Below are 21,187 nucleotides of genomic sequence, written 5' to 3' on the forward strand. Positions count from 1 at the left end.
GGCCAACCCCCCAACAGGTCAACAATTACGGCTGAAGCAACAATCCGTGGGAGCGGACCTGTCCGCAAAGGGGGCCCGTACATCCGGCGGGTCTCTATCGCCCGAAACACCGCTTTCGCGAACAGGTTCGCTCCCACAGGAGACTGATCGTCTTTACAGTGCCCCATACTCACTCCACCCAAACCTCAACCCGTCGATTCTTGAATCTGCCCTCATCGGCATCATTGTCGGCCACGGGCATTTCAGCGCCCAGGCCCAGCACGTCCCGCAGCACGACGTTGCTTTTCAGCAACTCCCGGCGCACAGCCATCGCCCGCAGTTTGGACAATAATTGCGCTCTGGTTGAGTCGTCTTTCACATCACCGAAGCCGACCAGCGTGACCCGCTGGTTAAGCTGATCATGGTCTTTCAAGTAATCCACAACACGCTGCACATCAAGCCTGGCCTTGTTATCCAGTACGGCACTGCCTTGAGCAAAACGAAAATTCACCGACAGCCGTTCACCTTCGCGGGTCAGGTTCTGGTACTGCGATGGCATTTCCGGGGTCGCCCGCACCTTTACAGCTTGGACCGTCTGCGCGACAAACCCGGTTTTCGCCACAATGGTTTGCCCTGCGGCGCTCTGAGTAAATTTCACCAAGGCTTTGGCCCAGCGCTGGCTCGACTGCGGCGGCAGGTAGAAGTACAAACGGCGCGACAGCGGATAATCTTCCGTGGCAATCAGGCCAACGGTCGGCAGCATCGGCTTGGAACCCCCATCGATAATCGCAACGGCCTTGGCCCGGCGCACGTAGGGCAGGCCGATAAAACCGATGCCTTGACGGTCCTGGCTGACTTCGTCCGACAGTTGCTCGCTGGACTCGAATCGCTTGGCATCACGCACCAGGGATTTTCCGTTTTTGGTTAAAACCAACTCGTTGAAGGTGTCGTAGGTGCCGGACTGTTGGTCCCGTGCGTACACATGGATGGGGCCTGCGGCACCCCCCAGTTGCTGCCAGTCCTGAATTTCTCCAGAGAAGATCTGCGCCAGCTGAATAATGCTTAACGCCCGCAGTGGATTGTTTGGATGCAGGATGACTGCAACGCCATCGATGGCGATGACCTGCTCGGCTTCATGGCTTTTCAGGTCACCCAAGCCGTTCAGGTCGTTGATTTCGCTTTCTTTTATAGGCCTGGATGAAGCAGCCAGATCCGCGGTTTTGGCCTTCAGTGCACTGAAGCCGGTGCCGGAGCCGTGTGCTGCCACCTCGACTGTGACGGTTTGGCCCGCGCTGTTGCGTCCGGAAAGGAGTGTCTCGTTGGGATGTGCGCCGGGACGTTTTTCGATGGAGAGCAAACCCTGTTCAGCCATCAGCCCTTCAACCAGGGCAGGGCCCAGTTGCGCACCGATCGTGTTGGAGCCCTGAATCCGCAAAACCGGGGAACCGTCCACCGGTATCGGCAAGGCAGCAAGCGCCGCCAGCGGCCAGGCGCCGATCAGCAGTGCGTGGAAGGTTCGAATGCAAAACGTGCGCAGCATCTTCGACATCTTCTTCTAATAAGCGGAAATGCCGAGAGAATAAGACGGATAGATGACTGCTATGTGACAGCTTGTTGATATGGAATACCGACCTGTAGGAGCCAACTTGTTGGCGAGGCGGCCAGTGTGGTGTCAGTGTGGACGCCTCGCGAACAAGTTCGCTCCTACAGGGGCTTGCACACCTCTTAGCTCAACTCAAGCCAGATCGGCGCATGGTCCGAAGGCTTTTCCATGGCGCGCAGATCGTAATCCACCCCAGCTGCTTTGATTCGTGGCTGCAAGCCGTGGGACGCCATGATCAGATCGATGCGCAAGCCACGCTTGGGTTCATCCTCGAAGCCACGGCTGCGGTAGTCGAACCAGCTGAACTGATCGATTACCTCCGGGTACAGATGGCGGAAGCTGTCCACCAGGCCCCAGCTTTTCAGTTTGCCCATCCACTCGCGCTCTTCCGGCAAGAAGCTGCATTTGCCGGTTTTCAGCCAACGCTTGGCGTTATCCGGGCCAATGCCGATGTCACTGTCTTCCGGGGAAATATTGACGTCGCCCATTACCACCAAAGCCTGGTCGTTGCTAAAACGCGTCTCCAGGAGTTGCTGCAGATCGGCATAGAAACGTTGTTTGGCAGGGAATTTGGTGGGATGGTCGCGGCTTTCGCCCTGGGGGAAATAGCCGTTCATGACAGTGACCGGCACGCCGTTGCGGTCAGCGTAAGTGCCCCAGATGAAACGCTTCTGGGATTCTTCGTCGTCGGTGTCAAAGCCCTTGTGCAAAGCGATGGGCGGCAGGCGCGAGAGCAGCGCAACCCCATAGTGGCCTTTCTGACCATGGAAATGTACGTGGTAGCCGAGCGCTTCGATTTCCGCCTGGGGAAACTGCTCATCGGAGACCTTGGTTTCCTGCAGACCAATGACGTCTGGTTGATGTTTCTCGATCAGCGCCGCCAGCTGATGGGGACGGGCGCGCAGGCCATTGATATTGAAAGACACAATTTTCATAGGCGGCAGTCCTGGCAAAAAGCAAAAGGCGATGCTAGCCGACCTTCGACGTCAGGGCCAGCGCAGGGTCGCCCGGACTTGCCGGGCAGGGCGACTGCTACGCTCAATCGTAGCCAGGTGAAATTAGCCTGAACTGTCTTAGTAGACCCCGACTCGAAGCACATAGCCAAGACGCTGCTTTTGAAGGGCGCGTCGCCATCTTGAGGTCGTACCCATGCCCGAATCTGCCCCCGCACACGCGCAAATCCGCCAGTTGGACAGCGGCTATTCCCGCGAGGCACGCTCGGTGCTGTATCAGGCGTACCGGCATGAACCGAGTTTTGCCTACCTCTTTGAATCCGGGCGTTCTGGTTACGAACACCGTGTGCGTGCAACCGTTCGTGAGCTGGTCAAACAGCATTTTCTTCAGGACATGCCGGCACTGGGTCTGTTCGTCGATGACCGTCTGATCGGCGTTGCGTTGATAGCGCCACCGTCGCGGCGACTGGGGATTACCGAAAGCTGGGCATGGCGTCTGCGGATGATCATGAGTACCGGACTGCGCTGCACTCAACGCTATCTGGAGTACTACCACGCAGTGCTGGCGTGTCTGCCGTCAGACGCTGTCCATGTGCTGCCGCTGCTGGGTATTCATCCGGATTTTCAGGGCCAGCATTACGGCGAACAGTTGCTTGACGCCCTGCATGACTGGTGCGCGGTGGATGAACATTCCCAAGGCATCGTCCTTGACACCGGAAACGCCCATTATCTTGAGTTCTACAAACGACAGGGCTATGAGGAAATCGGTGAGGTGGCTGTAGGGCCCATCCGCGAACACGTGTTCTTCCACCCAAATCCCAAGGTTTCGCTTGGAGCGATGGCTTGAATGCCGGCAATTTCTGACACCCAGCGGGGTTCCAATTCAACCCGCAGCTCGTGCTAGCATTCGCGCCTATGAAGTTTCCAAGCAAAGTTACCAGCGGTTTTCTCCTTATGTTTTCCAGTGTTACGGCGTTTGGCGCCGATCAACTGGACGTGCGGATCAAGCCATCAAACGCTGAGCTCAAGTCCAATATCGAAGGGTACGTGGGTGACTTGGGCGATCGCGACGAACAGGCGCTCGAGCGATTCAGCGTGGGAGCGGTCGAGCAAGCCCAAAAGGCCGCTCAGGCGCTGGGTTTTTATCAGGCGCAGATCGAGCCAGAAATCAAAACTTCGGGCAAGACGCCGCAGTTGATCCTCAACGTGCAGCCCGGCGAGCCCATTCATCTGCGCAACATCGTGCTGCGCATCGACGGTCCCGCCAATCAGCTAAAAGCCTTTCGCATCCCCAAGAGCGATGCACTGAAAACCGGTGCCGTGCTCAATCACGGGCATTACGAAGACGCCAAGCGTCTGATCCAGAATCAGGCAGCCCGCTACGGCTTTTTCAACGGCCGGTTTACCAGCCAGCGCTTGTCGGTAGACCCCCGCGCCGGGGTGGCCGACATTGAGCTGATCTACGACAGCGGCCCGCGTTTCTCTTTGGGTAAGGTGTCGTTCAGTGGCGACGCGCCTTTCGACGACGACCTGCTCAAACGCATGGTGCCGTTCAAGGAAAACACACCGTACGACTCAGAGCTGATCGCTGAACTGAACCAGGCCATGCAGGCCAGCGGCTATTTCGAAGGCGTGCGGGTCGATGCCACGCCCACGTCCGCCCAAGGGCAGGTGATTCCGGTCGAAGTCCAGTTGGAAACCCGCAAGCCGCGCACCATGGGGCTCGGCCTGGGATACTCCACTGACGTCGGGCCGCGGGCCAAAGCCAACTGGACCCGGCACTGGGTCAACCCGCAAGGTCACAGCTATGGCGCTGAAATGGAATTGTCGGCACCTCGGCAGAATGTCGGCCTGTGGTATGACATCCCCCTCGATCCACCCTTGACCGACAAACTTCGCTTCGCGGGCGGCTATCAGTATGAAGAAATCGCCGACACCGACAGCTTGAGCAAGTTGCTGACGGTTGGCCCCGAATGGCACAGCAAGTTGCCCAGCGGATGGGAGCGGGTGATTTCCCTGAAGTGGCAACGCGAAGAGTATCGCCTCGGTAACGACGCCGGGCTGAGCACCTTGTTGATGCCCGGCATCAGCTACTCCTATCTGCGCAGTGACAACCGCATCGACCCCCATAACGGCTATCGCCTGCAGTTCGACACTCAGGTGGCCAAAGAGGGCCTGGGTTCCGACGCCAACGTGGTACACGGCACGGCGCTGATCAAGGGCCTGACCACGGTGTGGGACAACCATCGATTCCTCGGCCGCGTTCAGGTCGGCGGTACCGCCACCAATGGCTATAAATCAATCCCGCCATCGCTGCGCTTTTTCGCCGGTGGCGACCAGAGCGTGCGCGGTTACGACTACCAATCGCTGTCACCGGAAAACTCCGATGGCGACAAGATCGGCGGCCGCTACATGGTCACTGCCAGCGCCGAGTATCAGTATTCAATTGCCGAAAAATGGCGTATCGCGACCTTTGTCGATCAAGGCAATTCGTTCAACAGTCTTGAACTGCCGAGCCTGAAAACGGGTGTTGGCATCGGTATTCGCTGGGTGTCTCCGGTCGGGCCACTGCGGCTGGACCTCGCCCATGCTCTGGATGATGACGGCGGTATTCGTCTGCACTTCTCGATGGGACCTGAATTGTGACGAACACGGCACGGCTAAAACGCTTCGCGATCATTGCCGCGATCACCCTTGTGGCGCTTTTGGTGTTGCTGGTAGCAAGCGTCAGCTTGGTGCTGGGCACGCAGGCTGGCAGTCGCTGGGCTCTCGGTCTGGTGCCGGGTTTGCAGCTTGAGAATTTCAACGGCCGTCTGGGCGGGCTGTGGAGCGCCGATCATCTGATCTGGGAGCAGGGCGCAAACAGGGTCGAGGTCGACGCGCCGGTATTCGATTGGTCTCCGGGCTGCCTGACGCGCATGACCCTGTGCGTCGATACGCTCAAAGCGGGCGATATCCGCCTGCGATTTGCGCCCTCAACCGACGCTGCGCCCGGCGGCCCGATTACGTTGCCGGACCTGAAAATCCCGCTGGCCATCGAGTTGGGCGACGTACAGATCGGCAGCGTCACGCTGGATGGCGCCGAGCAGTTGAAGGATCTGAAGCTCGCTGCGCACTGGACCGCCGAGGGACTGAAGATCGATTCGGCGCACCTGCAACGCGATGATCTAATACTCGACCTCAGCGGATTGCTCAAGCCAGAAGCCGACTGGCCACTGACCGCACAAGGGAAATTGCAATTGCCACCCGTGGCCGGTCAACCGCTGTCCCTGGCACTGAACATCGACGGCGACCTGCTGAAAACCCTCAATCTCAATGCTCAAAGCAGCGGATATATCAACGCAAAGCTGGTCGGCGCGTTACAGCCGTTGGCAGACAATCTCCCAGCTGAAATCACCATCACCTCTGAACAGTTCAAGCCTGCTTCTGATCTGCCTGACACGTTGCAACTGAACCAGCTCACGCTCAACGCCAAAGGTGATCTTGCCCGTGGCTATGCGATCCTGGGTAACGCGAGCCTGCCCGCCGAGCAAGGCCCTATCACGTTGGCTTTGCAGGGAAGGGTGGACGCCAAAGGGGCCGAGATTGCTGCACTGGACCTGGCTTCGAGTGCAGAGCAGCGACTCAAACTGAACGCCACGCTCGACTGGCAGAACGGCGTGCGCGCGGACGCGAAAATTGATTGGCTGGACTTTCCCTGGCATCGCCTCTACCCAGTGATCGCAGAGCCGGACGTCAAAGTCCATACGTTTAAAGGAGAAATCTCTTACACCGACGGCAAGTACCTGGGTAATTTCGCTGGCGACTTCACTGGCCCCGCCGGCCCGTTCAGCCTCAACAGTCCGTTCAGCGGCGATCTTCAGCAGGTGTTCCTGCCACAACTGGAATTAATTGCCGGTAAGGGCAAAGCCAGCGGGCACCTGAACCTGCAGTTTGCCGACGGGATTGCCTGGGATACCGCACTTGATCTCAGCGCGTTCGATCCTTCGTACTGGGTGGCAGAACTGCCCGGTACGCTCGCCGGGCCGTTGCGCAGCGAGGGCTCATTCAAAAATGACCAGTTGAAACTCAACGCCGACCTCGACCTCAAGGGCCGTCTGCGCGGCCAGCCTGCGGTGCTTCAGGCCAAAGCCGATGGTGCCGCCGATAAATGGAACGTCAGCGCGTTGGAAATCCGGCTCGGCGACAACCGTATTAAGGGCACCGGCAGTCTGCAACAGAAGCTTGTTGCGCAGCTGGATCTGAATTTGCCACGCCTGGGTCAGCTGTGGCCGGGCTTGCAGGGCCAGGCCAAAGGTCGGCTTGACCTGGCTGGCACCGTGCAGGCGCCGCAAGGGCAGTTGGCGTTGCAAGGCACCCAGCTGGCATTCGAAACCAATCGCCTGCAATCCCTTGCACTGACCGCCAAGCTGGACGCTGCCCAACGGGCGGTCGTCGATCTGAAAACCGTCGGCATCAACGTCGGTGACACAGCGCTGGGCACGTTGACTGTCAACGGTCAGGGCGACATCAAACGCCAGCAAGTCAAACTCGATCTGCAGGGACCGCTGCTCAAGCTGGCGTTGGCACTGGACGGTAATCTGGACAAGGGCAACTGGCGGGGTCGGCTGGCAAGCGGCGATATCCAGTCAGGCGGCCAGGACTGGCGACTACAACAACCGGCTAAGCTGGAGCGTTTGGCGGACGGAAAGATCAACTTTGGCGCCCACTGCTGGCTTTCGGGGCCTGCAAGCCTGTGTGGTGAAGACCAACGCCTGATGCCGGAGCCTCGGTTGCGCTATCACCTCAAGCAATTCCCGCTGGACAGTCTGGCGCAATGGTTGCCCAAGGACTTTGCCTGGAAGGGCGCGCTGAATGCAGATGTTCAGCTTGATCTGCCAGCCTCGGGCCCCAACGGACAAATCATGGTGGATGCCAGCGGCGGTACGCTGCGGGTTCGCGAGAAGCAGCAGTGGCTGGACTTTCCCTATGAAAGCCTGAAGCTCACCAGCACTTTCAAGCCCAAGCGAGTGGATGCCAATCTGGACTTCCGGGGCGGGAAACTGGGTTCATTGCAACTCAATGCCACCATCGATCCGCTGGCTAAAGACAAGAACATCAACGGTACTTTCAACCTGAGTGGTCTCGACATATCGGTGGCGCGGCCTTTTGTACCGGTGGTCGATAAGCTCAACGGTCGTCTAAACGGCAGCGGTCGTATTTCTGGTGGTTTGCTGGCGCCCCAAGTCAACGGCAGCGTGGTGCTGAGCGATGGCGAGGTGTCCGGGCCGGAACTCCCCGTGAGCCTTGAGAAGCTCAACGTTCAGGCGCTCATCGCCGGTGAGAGCGTTCAGGTGCAAGGTCGGTGGAGCAGCGGTCCGAACGGGCAGGGTACGCTGGCCGGGCAAGTTGGGTGGGCGCAGGCACTGAATGTAGATCTGAGCCTCAAGGGTTCGCGTTTACCGATTACCGTCGAGCCTTACGCCAAGCTGGAAGCTGCGCCGGATTTGAAGATTGCCCTGCAGGGCGACAAGCTGGCGGTGTCGGGTAAAGTCTTGATCCCCACCGGCGATATCGTCATCCGGCAACTTCCGCCGTCCACCGTCAAGCTGTCTGATGACACGGTGATCGTTGGCCAGCAAACCAAGGCTGGCAAGCCGCCGATGGCGATCGCGATGGACATTGATGTCGAAGTGGGCAAAGACAAGCTGACGTTCACTGGGTTTGGCTTGACTGCCAACCTGGCCGGACAGGTGCATATTGGCGACAACCTCGACACGCGGGGCGAGCTGAGTCTGAACGACGGACGTTATCGGGCTTATGGCCAGCGTCTGACGATTCGCAAGGCGCGGCTGTTGTTTGCGGGTCCCATTGATCAGCCCTATCTAGATATCGAAGCGATCCGCCAGACCGATGAAATCATCGCCGGGATCAGGTTGACGGGGAGCGCCGAGCAGCCTACCACCGTGGTGTTCTCGGAGCCGGCGATGAGTCAGGAGCAGGCGTTGTCGTATCTGGTGCTGGGACGTCCGTTAAGCACCAACGGCGAAGACAACAACATGATGGCGCAGGCGGCGCTGGCACTCGGGTTGGCGGGGAGCTCGTCGACCGCAGGTAAATTAGCGACTGATCTGGGTATCAAGGATTTCGAGCTGGACACGTCCGGCAGCGGTGATACTACCGCCGTGGTTGCCAGCGGCAAGATCACCGACAAGCTGAGTTTGCGTTATGGCCTCGGCGTGTTCGAGCCGGCCAATACGCTAACCCTGCGATATTTGCTGAGCAAGAAGGTGTACCTGGAAGTGGCGGGGGGCGTGGCGAGCTCGCTGGATATCTTCTACAAACGTGATTTCTGACGAAGCAGGTCTGTAGGAGCCAACTTGTTGGCGAGGCGGTGTTGAGGTGTATCAGTAACGACGCCTCGCGAACAAGTTCGCTCCTACAGGGGCAGCGCCTTCTGGATTCTGTAGGAGCCAACTTGTTGGCGAGGGATTCAGCAGGAGCGTGTCAAACGCTCTGCTACCCCGTCAGCCATTCACCAGCTTCAATGACGCCTCGGTGTAGCGCTCACCGGCCACCGCACTCTCCGGGAACAAATCTTTCAGCGCTTTGAGCTCATCTGCGCTCAGCTTGATGTCCAGCGCGGCGACGTTCTCTTGCAGGTATTTGCGCTGTTTGGTCCCCGGAATCGGCACCACATCGTTGCCCTGCGCCAAGACCCACGCCAACGCCAGTTGCCCGGCAGTCACGCCTTTGTCTGCCGCGAGTTTCTGCACTTTCTCCACCAGCAACAGGTTCTTGGCAAAGTTTTCGCCCTGAAAGCGCGGGCTGTTGCGACGGTAGTCATCGGCCGCGAAATCATCGGCGCTTTTCAGCGTGCCGGTCAGGAAACCCCGGCCCAGCGGGCTGTAAGGCACAAACCCGATCCCCAGTCGACGGCACGTCTCCAGCACGCCGTTTTCCTCAGGATCGCGGCTCCACAACGAATACTCGGTTTGCAGGGCGGTGATCGGATGCACGGTTTGCGCGCGCTCCAAGGTAGCGGCTGACGCTTCACTCAAACCCAGATAACGAACCTTGCCCTCTTTGACCAACTCAGCCATGGCGCCGACCGATTCCTCTACCGAAATCCGCGGGTCGATGCGGTGCTGGTAATACAGATCGAGGGTGTCGATCTGCAAACGCTGCAACGTGCCTTCAATAGCGCTGCGAATGTATTCGGGGCTGCCGTTCACGCCCCGGGCGCTAGCGTCATTGGGGTCGCGCACAAAGCCGAACTTGCTCGCCAGAAATACCTGATCGCGCTTGCCTTTCAGCGCTTTGCCGATCAGTTCCTCGTTGGTGTGCGGGCCGTACATGTCGGCGGTGTCGAGCAACGTCACGCCCAACTCAAGGGCGCGGTGGATCGTAGCGATGGCTTCCTGAGTATCGGTGCCAGTGGTGTAAAAGTCGGTCATGCCCATGCAGCCCAAGCCGATGGCTGACACGTGAGGTCCGTTCTTGCCGAGTTGACGCGTTTGCATGAAAGAATCCTTGAGAAATTGAAGTGATCACTAGACGTGGTCAATAAAGGCAGATCATTGTCACCCTCGACAGATTCTGGATAAACCGGTTAAAAGTGCTTTCACTGTTTTGAATTTCTACATAACGCCGATCAATATTCCTGGAGCCGGTTTGGACAAATTCAATGCCATGCGAGCGTTCACCCGCATCGTCGAACTGGGCGGATTCGCCAAAGCTGCCGATGACCTGCACCTGCCGCGCGCTTCCGTCACCATTCTGATAAAGCAGCTTGAAGCGCATCTCGGCGTGCAATTGCTGCAACGCACCACCCGCCATGTCAGCCCGACCCTCGATGGCCAGGCGTATTACCAGCGCTGCGTTTCGTTGCTCAGCGATCTGGAAGAAACCGAAAATGCCTTGTCCGCCATCGGCAGTGCGCCCAAAGGGGTATTGCGAATCGACGTTCCCGCAGGTTTCGGGCGTTTGATCGTGATGCGTGCGCTGCCCGAATTCACCGAGCGCTATCCGCAGATCGAACTGGAAGTCGGCATGACTGACCGGCCAGTGGACCTGATCCGCGAGGGCGTAGATTGTGTGGTCCGTGGCGGACAGGCGCTGGACCAGTCACTGGTTGCCCGACCGTTGGCCCAGATGCGCCAAGTGGTCTGCGCCAGTCGTGAGTATCTGCAGCGCCATGGCACTCCGTTGACACTCGATGATCTGGCGCATCACAAAGTCATCGAATACTTCTCCAGCGGCTCCAATAAACGCTACGGGCTAGAGTTCATCATCGACGGCAAGGAGCAGGAATTCAGCATGCCCAAGGCGTTGTCGATCAACAGCGCCGATGGTTATCTGGCAGCCTGTGAAGCCGGTTATGGCCTGGTGCAGACGCCGTACTACCATGCCGCCGAACCCTTGCGCAGCGGGTCATTGGTAGAGGTACTGGGAAGCTATGCTCAGCCGGTGCTGCCATTGACCGCGTTGTATCCTGCCCACCGGCATCTGTCGCGCAGGGTGCGTGTGTTCATCGACTGGCTGGTCGAACTGTGTCGTCGGCCGGGGCTGTTGGACAAACTTGACCACTGACCGTAGTGGCCAAACATAATCGCGCCAAGACGTAGGTCTCGACGCGCTTTCGTGGTTAACTTCCGCTTTTCCAGAATTGCCGAAAGGCAACCCAGAACAAGGACTCAGCTCATGGCTCAAGTGACTCGTCGTGGTAACCCGGTTCAGATCAAAGGTGAATTGCCCCAGGTTGGCAGCACCGCTCCTGCGTTCACCCTGGTGGGTGGTGATCTGGCTGACGTAACCCTGGAAACCTTCGCCGGCAAGCGCAAGGTGCTGAACATTTTCCCAAGCGTCGACACCCCGACCTGCGCCACGTCGGTGCGTAAATTCAATGCCCAGGCCAACGATCTGACCAACGCTGTGGTGTTGTGCATCTCCGCTGACCTGCCGTTCGCCCAAGCACGCTTCTGTGGCGCCGAAGGCCTGGAGAACGTGAAAAACCTCTCCACCATGCGCGGTGCCGAATTTATGGAAACCTACGGCGTGGCTATCGTCGACGGTCCGATGGCTGGCCTGACCACCCGCGCGGTAGTGGTGCTGGACGAAGACAACAAAGTGCTGCACAGCGAACTGGTTCCGGAAATCGGCCAAGAGCCTGACTACGACGCAGCGCTGGCAGTATTGAAGTAATTTGCCACTTGCGCATTCAACCGATGCGCAGTTAAGCGGCAACAAACAGCAATACATGGCGGCCTGACCTGATCAGGCCGTTTTTATTTATCCTTCAGCACCTTAACGAAAGTAAGCGCTAGGTAAATTGCCGGTAAAGCCACTTTGCTCAGGCCCTATCTGTGCTTATTGTTCAGCCTCCCGAAGACGCTCACGCGCACACTGGTTGATTTATACATGCAATCGTCTGGCCCTCGTAACTCCCGTCGTTGGCTGATCAGCCTGTTGGTTTTGGTGATCATTGCGGGTCTGTGCTGGTGGTTCTGGCCCAGCTCTACTGTGCAGAATGGCAGCACCGCCCACGTTGATGCGGCCCCCCAGGGCGTTGGTCGTAAAGCTGGCGGCAAGACCGTCGCCAACCGTCCTGGCTTCGGCGGCGCAACCGGGCCGATTCCCGTGCGTGTGGCGCCTGCGACCACCGGCGATTTCCCGATCTACTACAAAGCGCTTGGCACCGTGACGGCGATGAATACCATCAACGTGCGCAGCCGCGTGGCGGGAGAGCTGGTCAAGCTCAATTTCCAGGAAGGCCAACTGGTGAAAGCGGGCGATCTGCTGGCGGAAATCGATCCGCGCAGCTACCAGATCGCGTTGCAGCAGGCCGAAGGGACGCTGATGCAAAATCAGGCGCTGCTCAAGAACGCGCAGACCGACGTCCAGCGCTATCGCGGCCTGTACAAAGAAGACAGCATCGCCAAGCAGACCCTGGACACCGCCGAATCCCTGGTCGGCCAGTATCAAGGCACCATCAAGACCAATCAGGCCGCAGTGGGCGACGCCAAGCTCAACCTCGATTTCGCGAGGATTCGTGCGCCAATCTCGGGCCGTATCGGCCTGCGCCAACTGGACGTCGGCAATCTGGTCGCCGCCAATGACACGACTGCGCTGGCAGTCATCACCCAGACCAAGCCCATCACGGTCAATTTCACGCTGCCGGAAAAAGACCTCTCGGCGGTCATCAGCCGTTATCGCAGCGGGGACAATCTGCCGGTAGAGGCCTGGGATCGCGGCGACGTGAAGCTGCAGTCCACCGGCGTGCTTGCCAGTCTGGACAACCAGATCGACATCACCACCGGCACCCTGAAATTCAAGGCGCGCTTTGATAACCAGGATGAAGTGCTGTTTCCCAACCAGTTCGTCAACGTGCGCCTGCGCGCCGACACCCTGAAAAACGTGGTGCTGGTGCCCACCGCTGCCGTGCAGTTCGGCGTGAACGGCACGTTCGTCTATGCGCTGGACGGCGACAAGAAGGTCAAGATTCGCATGCTGAAGACCGGCGCGAGCGACGAGACCTCGACCGTCATCAACGAAGGGCTGGCTGCGGGCGACCGTGTAGTGCTGGAAGGCACCGACCGTTTGAAGGACGGCAGCGAGGTCGAAGTGGTCAACGACAGCAAAGAGGTGCCGACTACCCCCGGCCAGCACCTGCAAGGCCAGCCGTCCAAGCAGTCGTCTGAGTCGGCCAGCGTCAGCGCCGTGAAGAAAGGCGACGTATGAACCTGTCCCGCCTGTTCATCCTGAGGCCGGTCGCGACCACGCTGAGCATGCTGGCGATCGTCCTCTCTGGTCTGATTGCCTACACGTTGTTGCCGGTTTCCGCGCTGCCGCAGGTGGATTATCCGACCATCCGCGTGATGACGCTGTACCCCGGCGCCAGTCCGCAAGTGATGACCAGTGCGGTGACCGCACCCCTTGAGCGCCAATTTGGGCAGATGCCAGGCCTGACGCAGATGGCGTCCACCAGTTCCGGCGGCGCGTCGGTGATAACCCTGCGTTTCAGCCTCGACATCAACATGGATGTGGCCGAGCAGGAAGTGCAGGCGGCGATCAACGGCGCGACCAATCTGCTGCCCACCGATTTGCCCGCGCCGCCGGTGTACAACAAGGTCAACCCGGCCGACACCCCGGTGCTGACGCTGGCGATCACCTCCAAAACGATGCTGCTGCCCAAACTCAATGATCTGGTCGATACGCGCATGGCGCAGAAGATCGCCCAGATCAGCGGGGTCGGCATGGTCAGCATTGCCGGTGGGCAGCGTCAGGCGGTGCGGATCAAGGTCAATCCCGAAGCGCTGGCGGCCAACGGCCTCAATCTGGCCGATGTGCGCACGCTGGTCAGCGCCTCTAACGTCAACACGCCCAAGGGTAACTTCGACGGTCCGACCCGAGTGTCGATGCTCGACGCCAACGACCAGCTCAAATCGCCTGAGGAATACGCCAACCTGATCCTGGCCTACGCCAACGGCGGCCCTCTGCGGCTCAAGGACGTGGCTGAAATCGTCGATGGCGCGGAAAACGATCGTCTCGCCGCATGGGCCAACGAAAACCAGGCGGTGCTGCTGAACATTCAGCGCCAGCCCGGCGCCAACGTGATCGACGTGGTTGACCGGATCAAAGCGCTGCTGCCAAGCATCACCGACAACCTGCCTGCCGGGCTGGATGTCGCGGTACTGACCGACCGCACACAGACGATTCGGGCATCGGTCACTGACGTGCAGCACGAATTGCTGATCGCGGTAGTGCTGGTGGTGCTGGTGACATTCCTGTTCCTGCGCCGCTTCAGCGCCACGATCATTCCGTCGATTGCCGTGCCGCTGTCATTGATTGGCACCTTTGGCGTGATGTACCTGGCGGGTTTTTCGGTTAATAACCTGACTTTGATGGCCATGACCATCGCCACCGGTTTCGTGGTGGACGACGCCATCGTGATGCTGGAGAACATTTCCCGGCATCTGGAGGAGGGCGAGACTCCCCTGCAGGCGGCGCTCAAGGGCGCGAAGCAGATCGGATTCACCCTCATTTCCCTGACCATTTCGCTGATCGCGGTACTGATTCCGTTGCTGTTCATGGCCGACGTAGTAGGGCGGCTGTTCCGCGAATTCGCGATTACCCTGGCGGTTGCAATCCTCATTTCGCTGGTGGTGTCCCTCACGCTGACGCCGATGATGTGCGCGCGTCTGCTCAAGCGCGAACCCAAGGAGGAAAATCAAGGCCGTTTCTATCGCGCCAGCGGGGCGTGGATCGACTGGCTTATTTCCGGCTACGGCAGGGGGTTGCGCTGGGTGCTCAAGCATCAGCCGCTGACCTTGCTGGTGGCGGTCGCGACGTTGGGCATCACGGTGTTGCTTTACTTGGCGGTGCCTAAAGGCTTTTTCCCGGTGCAGGACACCGGCGTGATCCAGGGCATCTCCGAAGCGCCGCAGTCGGTGTCGTTCGCCGCCATGAGCGAGCGTCAGCAGGCGTTGGCTAAAATCATTCTTCAGGACCCTGCCGTGCAGAGCCTGTCGTCGTATATCGGTGTCGATGGCGACAACGCGACGCTCAACAGCGGCCGCTTTCTGATCAACCTCAAGCCCCATGCCCAACGTGATTTGTCCGCCGCCCAGGTGATCCTGCGCTTGCAGCCGCAGCTGGCGGATCTGGCGGGCATTCGGCTGTATATGCAGCCGGTGCAGGATTTGACCATCGAGGATCGGGTCAGCCTCACCCAGTATCAGTTCAGCATGTCGTCGCCGGATTCCGAACTGCTCGCCGAGTGGAGCGACAAGCTGGTTGAGGCCTTGAGTCAGCGCCCCGAATTGACCGACGTCGCCAGCGACTTGCAGGACAAGGGCTTGCAGGTGTTTCTGAACATCGACCGCGATGCGGCAAGCCGTCTGGGCGTCACGGTGGCCAATATCACTGACGCGCTCTATGACGCCTTCGGTCAGCGGCAGATTTCGACCATTTATACCCAGGCCAGCCAGTACCGCGTGGTGCTGCAGGCCGCAGCGGGCAATGAAATCGGGCCGCAGGCGCTGGAACAGATTCACGTCAAGACCGTTGACGGCGGTCAGGTCAAGCTGTCGAGCCTGGCCAAGGTCGAGCAGCGTCAGGCGCAGCTGGCTATTGCTCACATTGGTCAGTTCCCGGCGGTGATGATGTCGTTCAACCTGGCCGAGGGTGTGGCGCTGGGCAAGGGCGTGGAAATCATCGATCAGGTGCAGAAAGACATCGGCATGCCGCTGGGCGTGCAGACGCAATTCCAGGGTGCGGCCGAAGCATTCCAGGCCTCGCTGTCGAGCACGCTGTTGCTGGTGTTGGCGGCCGTGGTGACGATGTACATCGTGCTCGGCGTTCTATACGAGAGCTACATTCACCCGATCACCATTCTCTCGACATTGCCATCGGCGGCAATCGGTGCCTTGCTGGCGCTGATCCTCAGCGGCAATGACCTGGGGATGATCGCGATCATCGGCATCATCCTGCTGATCGGTATCGTCAAGAAGAACGCGATCATGATGATCGACTTCGCACTGGACGCCGAACGCAACCGGGGCGTCGATCCGGAAACCGCCATTTACGAAGCCGCGCTGCTGCGCTTCCGGCCGATTCTGATGACCACCCTCGCGGCGCTGTTCGGCGCGATCCCGCTGATGTTCGCCACCGGCTCAGGCGCCGAACTGCGCCAGCCGCTGGGCCTGGTGATGGTCGGCGGTTTGCTCGTGAGTCAGGTGTTGACGCTGTTCACCACGCCCGTCATCTATTTGTACTTTGATCGGTTGGGGCGCAGGTTTGCGCGTCAACCCAAGGCCGAGGTGGCGGGGTGAACGGGCAGCTGCAAGCTTCAAGCTTTAAGCCGCAAGCTAGAAGCAGGACTGCGCTGGCCGCGGCTTCTGCTTTTGCTTTTGCTCTTGCTTGCAGCTTGCAGCTTGAAGCTTGTAGCTGCTTCCAGGCTTGGAGCTGCCACCTATGAACCTCTCCGGCCCCTTCATCCGCCGCCCCGTGGCGACCATGCTCCTGAGCCTGGCAATCATGCTGCTGGGCGGTATGAGCTTCGGTCTGTTGCCGGTTTCGCCGCTGCCGAACATGGATTTCCCAGTGATAGTGGTGTCGGCCTCTTTGCCGGGTGCCAGCCCGGAGATCATGGCCTCCAGTGTCGCAACGCCCCTTGAGCGATCCCTTGGTGTGATCGCCGGGGTCAACACCATGAGCAGCCGTTCGAGCCAGGGCTCCACGCGAATCATTTTGCAGTTCGATCTGGACCGCGACATCAACGGTGCTGCGCGGGAAGTGCAAGCGGCGATCAACGCGGCGCGCAGTCTGTTGCCCAGCGGGATGCGCAGCATGCCGACCTACAAGAAGGTCAACCCGTCGCAGGCGCCGATCATGGTGCTCTCGCTGACATCGACTGTGCTTGAAAAGGGCCAGCTGTACGACCTGGCCTCCACGATCCTGTCGCAAAGCCTGTCCCAGGTAACCGGCGTGGGCGAAGTACAGATCGGCGGCAGTTCGTTGCCCGCCGTGCGGGTCGAGCTGGAACCGAAAATGCTCGATCAATACGGCGTGTCGCTGGACGACGTGCGCAAGACCATAACCGGTTCCAATGTCCGCCGCCCAAAAGGCTCGGTGGAAGATGCCCAGCACAATTGGCAGGTTCAGGCCAACGATCAACTGGAGAAAGCCAAGGATTACGAGTCGCTGATCATTCGCTACGACAACGGAGCCGCGCTGCGTCTGAAGGACGTCGCCAAGGTCCGGGATTCGGTCGAGGACCGTTACAACTCAGGCTTCTTCAACGAAGACGCTGCCGTGCTGTTGGTGATCAACCGCCAGGCCGGTGCCAACATCATCGAAACCGTCGCCAGCATCAAGGCCCAGCTCCCCGCGTTGCAGGCGGTGCTACCGGCCAGCGTCAAGCTTGATCTGGCGATGGACCGCTCCCCGGTGATCAAAGCCACGCTGCACGAAGCCGAAATGACCCTGTTGATCGCTGTGGTGCTGGTGATTCTGGTGGTGTTCGCGTTCCTCGGTAATTTCCGTGCATCGCTGATCCCCACACTCGCCGTGCCGGTGTCGCTGGTGGGTACGTTCGCGATCATGTACCTGTTTGGGTTCTCCCTGAACAACCTGTCGCTGATGGCGCTGATTCTTGCGACGGGCCTGGTGGTGGACGACGCCATTGTCGTGCTGGAAAACATCTCCCGGCACATCGACAAGGGCGTGTCGCCGATGCAGGCCGCGTACCTGGGCGCCAAGGAAGTGGGTTTCACGCTGCTGTCGATGAACGTGTCGCTGGTGGCGGTGTTCATCTCGATCCTGTTCATGGGCGGACTGGTAGAAACCCTGTTTCGCGAATTCTCGATCACCCTGTCGGCGTCGATCGTGGTGTCGCTGGTGGTGTCCCTGACGCTAACGCCAATGCTGTGCGCGCGCTGGCTCAAGCCCCATGTGCCGGGCCAGGAAAACCGCTTGCAACGCTGGAGCCAGCGCGTCAATGACCGCATGGTGGCGGGTTACGACCGCAGCCTGGGCTGGGCGCTGAAGCATCGGCGTCTGACGGTGCTGACATTGCTGATCACCGTCGGCGTCAACATCGCGCTTTACATCGTGGTGCCCAAGACCTTTCTGCCGCAGCAGGACACCGGGCAACTGATGGGCTTCGTACGCGGGGACAACGGATTGTCGTTCTCGGTCATGCAGCCAAAAATGGACACCTATCGCGACGCGATTCTCAAGGACCCGGCCGTGGACAGTGTTGCCGGGTTCATCGGCGGCAACGGTGGCACTGGCAATGCCTTCATCATCGTGCGGCTAAAACCGATCAAAGAGCGCGGCATCAGCGCCGAAGCGGTGGTCGAGCGTCTGCGCAAGGAAATGCCCAAAGTGCCGGGCGGGCGTCTGTTCCTGCAGCCTGATCAGGATCTGCAACTGGGCGGCGGCCGCGAGCAGACCACCTCGCAGTATCAATACATCCTGCAAAGCGGCGATCTGGATACGTTGCGCGTTTGGTACCCCAAAGTGGTCACGGCACTTAAATCGCTTAAAGAGCTGACGGCCATCGACGCCAACGACGGCGGCGGCACCCAGCAGGTGACCCTGATCGTCGACCGCGATGCCGCCAAGCGTCTGGGCATCGACATGAACATGGTCACCACCGTGCTCAACAACGCCTACGCCCAGCGTCAGGTGTCGACCATCTACGATCCGCTCAACCAGTATCAGGTGGTGATGGAGGTCAATCCCAAATACGCCCAGGACCCGGCAACGCTTGAGCAGGTGCAGGTGATCACTGCGGATGGCGCGCGGGTGCCGCTGTCGACGATTGCTCATTATGAACGCAGCCTGGAAGAAGATCGGGTAGTGCACGACGGCCAGTTTGCGTCGGACAATATCTCGTTCGACCTGGCCGAAGGCGTGTCGCTGGATCAGGCAACCACCGCCATCGAGCGCGCGATTGCCGCTGTCGGCCTGCCCGAAGGCGTAATCGCGAAAATGGCCGGCACTGCCAATGCCTTTGCTGCGACTCAGAAGAGTCAACCGTGGATGATCCTCGGCGCGTTGGTGGCGGTGTATTTGGTGTTGGGGATTCTCTATGAAAGCTATGTCCATCCGCTGACCATTCTTTCCACACTGCCGTCGGCCGGGGTCGGCGCGCTGCTCAGCATCTACCTCACGGGCGGGCAGTTCAGCCTGATCTCCCTGCTGGGGATATTCCTGTTGATCGGTGTGGTGAAGAAAAACGCGATTCTGATGATTGATCTGGCGCTGCAACTGGAGCGCGACGGCGGCATGACCCCGCTGGACTCCATTCGCCATGCCTGCCTGCAACGCCTGCGGCCAATCCTGATGACCACGCTGGCCGCCATTCTCGGCGCCGTGCCGCTGTTGCTGAGCAGTGCCGAGGGTGCAGAAATGCGCCGTCCGCTGGGGCTGACCATCATCGGCGGCCTGATCCTCAGCCAGATACTCACCTTGTACACCACACCTGTCGTTTACCTTTATCTGGACCGTCTGCGCCATCGCGTCAACAAATGGCGCGGCGTGCAGACCGATGCTGCCCTGGAAACTCCGCTATGACCGATCGCCTGCACCTCTTCATGCAACCGCGGACCGGCGCCTTCAAAAAGCGCTTTGCCATCGGCCTGTGCGCGCTGCTATTGGGCGGGTGCGCCGTGGGCCCGGATTATCACAAGCCGGACATGCCGGCCCCTGCGCAATTCAAGCAGGCCCAAGGCTGGACCCAGGCCAACCCCAGTGATGCGTTCAGCCGCGGCGCGTGGTGGGAGGTCTACAACGACCCGCAGCTCAATGGCCTGGTGGAACAGCTCAACCGTTCCAACCAGACCGTCGCGCAATACGAAGCCCAATACCGACAGGCCCAGGCATTGGTGCGCAGTTCCCGGGGTGCGTTCTTTCCCACCCTGGACCTCAGCGCCGGGAAAACTCGCTCCAGCCAGGGCACCGGTAGCTCCAGCTCAAGCCTGAGCAGTTCCAGCAGCGGCATCCGTGACACCTACAGCACCCAATTGGGCGTCAGCTGGGAAGCCGACATCTGGGGCAAATTGCGTCGGGGCCTGGAAGCGGACAAAGCCAGCGCCCAGGCCAGCCTCGCCGATCTGGCGTCGATGCAGCTGAGCCTGCAATCGGAGTTGGTGCAGAACTACTTGCAACTGCGGGTGATCGACGAGCAAAAACGCCTGCTCGAAGCGACAGTTGACGCCTATCAGCGCTCACTGACACTTACGCAAAACCAGTATCGCGCTGGTATCTCCGGTCGCGATGCGGTGGCGCTGGCGCAAACCCAGCTCAAGAGCACCCAGGCTGATCTGATCGATCTGGCTTGGCAACGGGCGCAATTTGAAAACGCGATTGCCGTGTTGATGGGCTTGGCACCGGCCGACTTCAATCTGGCGATCAGCAAGGACATCCCGGTCCTGCCCCAGATCCCGATGCAGGTGCCCTCGCAATTGCTGGAGCGGCGGCCGGACATCGCTGCTGCCGAGCGCTCGGTGATGTCGGCCAATGCCAACATTGGCGTCGCGAAAGCTGCGTATTACCCGGACCTGACACTGAGCATGAGCGGCGGCTACAGCAGCAGTACGGTTTCCAACTGGATCAGTTTGCCTAACCGCTTCTGGTCAGTGGGGCCGCAATTGGCCATGACCCTGTTCGACGGCGGGCAGCGTGCGGCAGAAGTCGATCGCACTGAGGCGGTGTACGACCAGACCGTGGCGCAATACCGCCAGACCGTGCTCGACGGCTTTCGCGAAGTAGAAGACTACATGGTCCAGCTTAAGGTCTACGAAGACGAGGCGGGGGTGCGTGCCGAAGCGTTGGCGGCCGCCCGCGAATCCCTGCGCCTGACTAACAACCAGTACAAAGCCGGTTTGATTGGCTACCTGGACGTGGTCAATGTACAGACCACGGCGTTAAGCAACGAACGCAGCGTGCTCAACGTGTTGCAAAGTCGTCTTATCGCCAGCGTGCAATTGATTGCGGCGCTGGGCGGCGGATGGAATGCCCAAACCGGCCTGGAGAACCCGGCTCCACGCGTCTCGGAGCGGTAAGCAACATCCAAATGGCTTATTGCCATGATTTCATCGGATACATGGGACTTTTTCTGGCGACCCGGTACAATCGCGCACCGAGTTTTTCCAGTCTCGCTGAC

At 59.7% G+C, this 21,187-nt stretch carries 12 protein-coding genes; 9 read left to right on the top strand and 3 right to left on the bottom strand.

Going from position 1 to position 21,187, the window contains the following annotated elements:
- Window positions 1–169: 169 nt before the first annotated feature.
- Window positions 170–1,519 carry a substrate-binding domain-containing protein gene (locus tag ACWKV9_RS15740; RefSeq protein ID WP_483837047.1) on the bottom strand — a complete coding sequence of 450 codons (1,350 nt, stop codon included), beginning with the start codon at window positions 1,517–1,519 and terminating at the stop codon, window positions 170–172.
- A 185-nt stretch (window positions 1,520–1,704) separates the two neighbouring features.
- Window positions 1,705–2,517, bottom strand: a complete 813-nt coding sequence (gene xthA / locus ACWKV9_RS15745) for an exodeoxyribonuclease III (RefSeq protein ID WP_483837048.1) — start codon at window positions 2,515–2,517, stop codon at window positions 1,705–1,707.
- 214 nt (window positions 2,518–2,731) lie between these two features.
- Here xthA and ACWKV9_RS15750 point away from each other — a divergent pair, with 214 nt between their 5' ends.
- From ACWKV9_RS15750 to ACWKV9_RS15760, 3 genes are all read left to right on the top strand, one after another.
- A complete protein-coding gene (locus ACWKV9_RS15750) occupies window positions 2,732–3,382 on the top strand; it encodes a GNAT family N-acetyltransferase (protein WP_483837049.1) in 651 nt (216 codons plus the stop codon).
- 68 nt (window positions 3,383–3,450) lie between these two features.
- Window positions 3,451–5,181 (top strand): autotransporter assembly complex protein TamA, encoded by a 1,731-nt coding sequence (locus ACWKV9_RS15755; RefSeq protein WP_483837050.1) that lies wholly within the window; start codon window positions 3,451–3,453, stop codon window positions 5,179–5,181.
- Window positions 5,178–8,870, top strand: coding sequence for a translocation/assembly module TamB domain-containing protein (locus tag ACWKV9_RS15760; RefSeq protein WP_483837051.1), 3,693 nt, complete (start codon window positions 5,178–5,180; stop codon window positions 8,868–8,870). Before ACWKV9_RS15755 ends, ACWKV9_RS15760 begins: the two co-directional genes overlap by 4 nt.
- 171 nt (window positions 8,871–9,041) lie before the next feature.
- Here ACWKV9_RS15760 and ACWKV9_RS15765 read toward each other — a convergent pair whose 3' ends face one another.
- The gene (locus ACWKV9_RS15765; protein WP_483837052.1) at window positions 9,042–10,037 is read right to left on the bottom strand and encodes an aldo/keto reductase; all 996 of its coding nucleotides are present in this window, start codon (window positions 10,035–10,037) and stop codon (window positions 9,042–9,044) included.
- Between the two features lie 151 nt (window positions 10,038–10,188).
- On the opposite strand from ACWKV9_RS15765, the gene ACWKV9_RS15770 reads away from it, so the two are divergent.
- The 6 genes from ACWKV9_RS15770 to ACWKV9_RS15795 all read left to right on the top strand — a co-directional run bounded on the left by ACWKV9_RS15770 (window position 10,189) and on the right by ACWKV9_RS15795 (window position 21,086).
- Window positions 10,189–11,106 (top strand): LysR family transcriptional regulator, encoded by a 918-nt coding sequence (locus tag ACWKV9_RS15770; RefSeq protein ID WP_483837053.1) that lies wholly within the window; start codon window positions 10,189–10,191, stop codon window positions 11,104–11,106.
- 111 nt (window positions 11,107–11,217) lie between these two features.
- Window positions 11,218–11,718, top strand: coding sequence for a thiol peroxidase (gene tpx, locus ACWKV9_RS15775; RefSeq protein WP_483837054.1), 501 nt, complete (start codon window positions 11,218–11,220; stop codon window positions 11,716–11,718).
- A gap of 201 nt (window positions 11,719–11,919) precedes the next feature.
- Complete coding sequence (locus tag ACWKV9_RS15780) at window positions 11,920–13,254, top strand: MdtA/MuxA family multidrug efflux RND transporter periplasmic adaptor subunit (RefSeq protein WP_483837117.1); 1,335 nt, start codon at window positions 11,920–11,922, stop codon at window positions 13,252–13,254.
- Complete coding sequence (locus tag ACWKV9_RS15785) at window positions 13,251–16,346, top strand: MdtB/MuxB family multidrug efflux RND transporter permease subunit (protein ID WP_483837055.1); 3,096 nt, start codon at window positions 13,251–13,253, stop codon at window positions 16,344–16,346. The genes ACWKV9_RS15780 and ACWKV9_RS15785 overlap by 4 nt, the downstream gene beginning before the upstream one ends.
- Before the next feature lie 142 nt (window positions 16,347–16,488).
- Entirely contained in the window at window positions 16,489–19,596 is a 3,108-nt protein-coding gene (locus tag ACWKV9_RS15790; RefSeq protein WP_483837056.1) for an efflux RND transporter permease subunit, read from the top strand.
- Between the two features lie 20 nt (window positions 19,597–19,616).
- Window positions 19,617–21,086: an efflux transporter outer membrane subunit gene (locus tag ACWKV9_RS15795; protein WP_483837118.1), complete on the top strand. Its 1,470-nt coding sequence runs from the start codon at window positions 19,617–19,619 to the stop codon at window positions 21,084–21,086.
- The last annotated feature ends 101 nt before the right edge of the window (window positions 21,087–21,187 follow it).

This window comes from Pseudomonas corni (assembly GCF_057128765.1).

Excerpts from the sequence above, each read along its gene's own strand:
- ACWKV9_RS15740 (WP_483837047.1), bottom strand. The coding sequence starts at position 1,519 with ATGCTGCGCACGTTTTGCATTCGAACCTTCCACGCACTGCTGATCGGC.
- xthA (WP_483837048.1), bottom strand. The coding sequence starts at position 2,517 with ATGAAAATTGTGTCTTTCAATATCAATGGCCTGCGCGCCCGTCCCCAT.
- ACWKV9_RS15750 (WP_483837049.1), top strand. The coding sequence starts at position 2,732 with ATGCCCGAATCTGCCCCCGCACACGCGCAAATCCGCCAGTTGGACAGC.
- ACWKV9_RS15755 (WP_483837050.1), top strand. The coding sequence starts at position 3,451 with ATGAAGTTTCCAAGCAAAGTTACCAGCGGTTTTCTCCTTATGTTTTCC.
- ACWKV9_RS15765 (WP_483837052.1), bottom strand. The coding sequence starts at position 10,037 with ATGCAAACGCGTCAACTCGGCAAGAACGGACCTCACGTGTCAGCCATC.
- tpx (WP_483837054.1), top strand. The coding sequence starts at position 11,218 with ATGGCTCAAGTGACTCGTCGTGGTAACCCGGTTCAGATCAAAGGTGAA.
- ACWKV9_RS15785 (WP_483837055.1), top strand. The coding sequence starts at position 13,251 with ATGAACCTGTCCCGCCTGTTCATCCTGAGGCCGGTCGCGACCACGCTG.
- ACWKV9_RS15790 (WP_483837056.1), top strand. The coding sequence starts at position 16,489 with ATGAACCTCTCCGGCCCCTTCATCCGCCGCCCCGTGGCGACCATGCTC.
- ACWKV9_RS15795 (WP_483837118.1), top strand. The coding sequence starts at position 19,617 with ATGCAACCGCGGACCGGCGCCTTCAAAAAGCGCTTTGCCATCGGCCTG.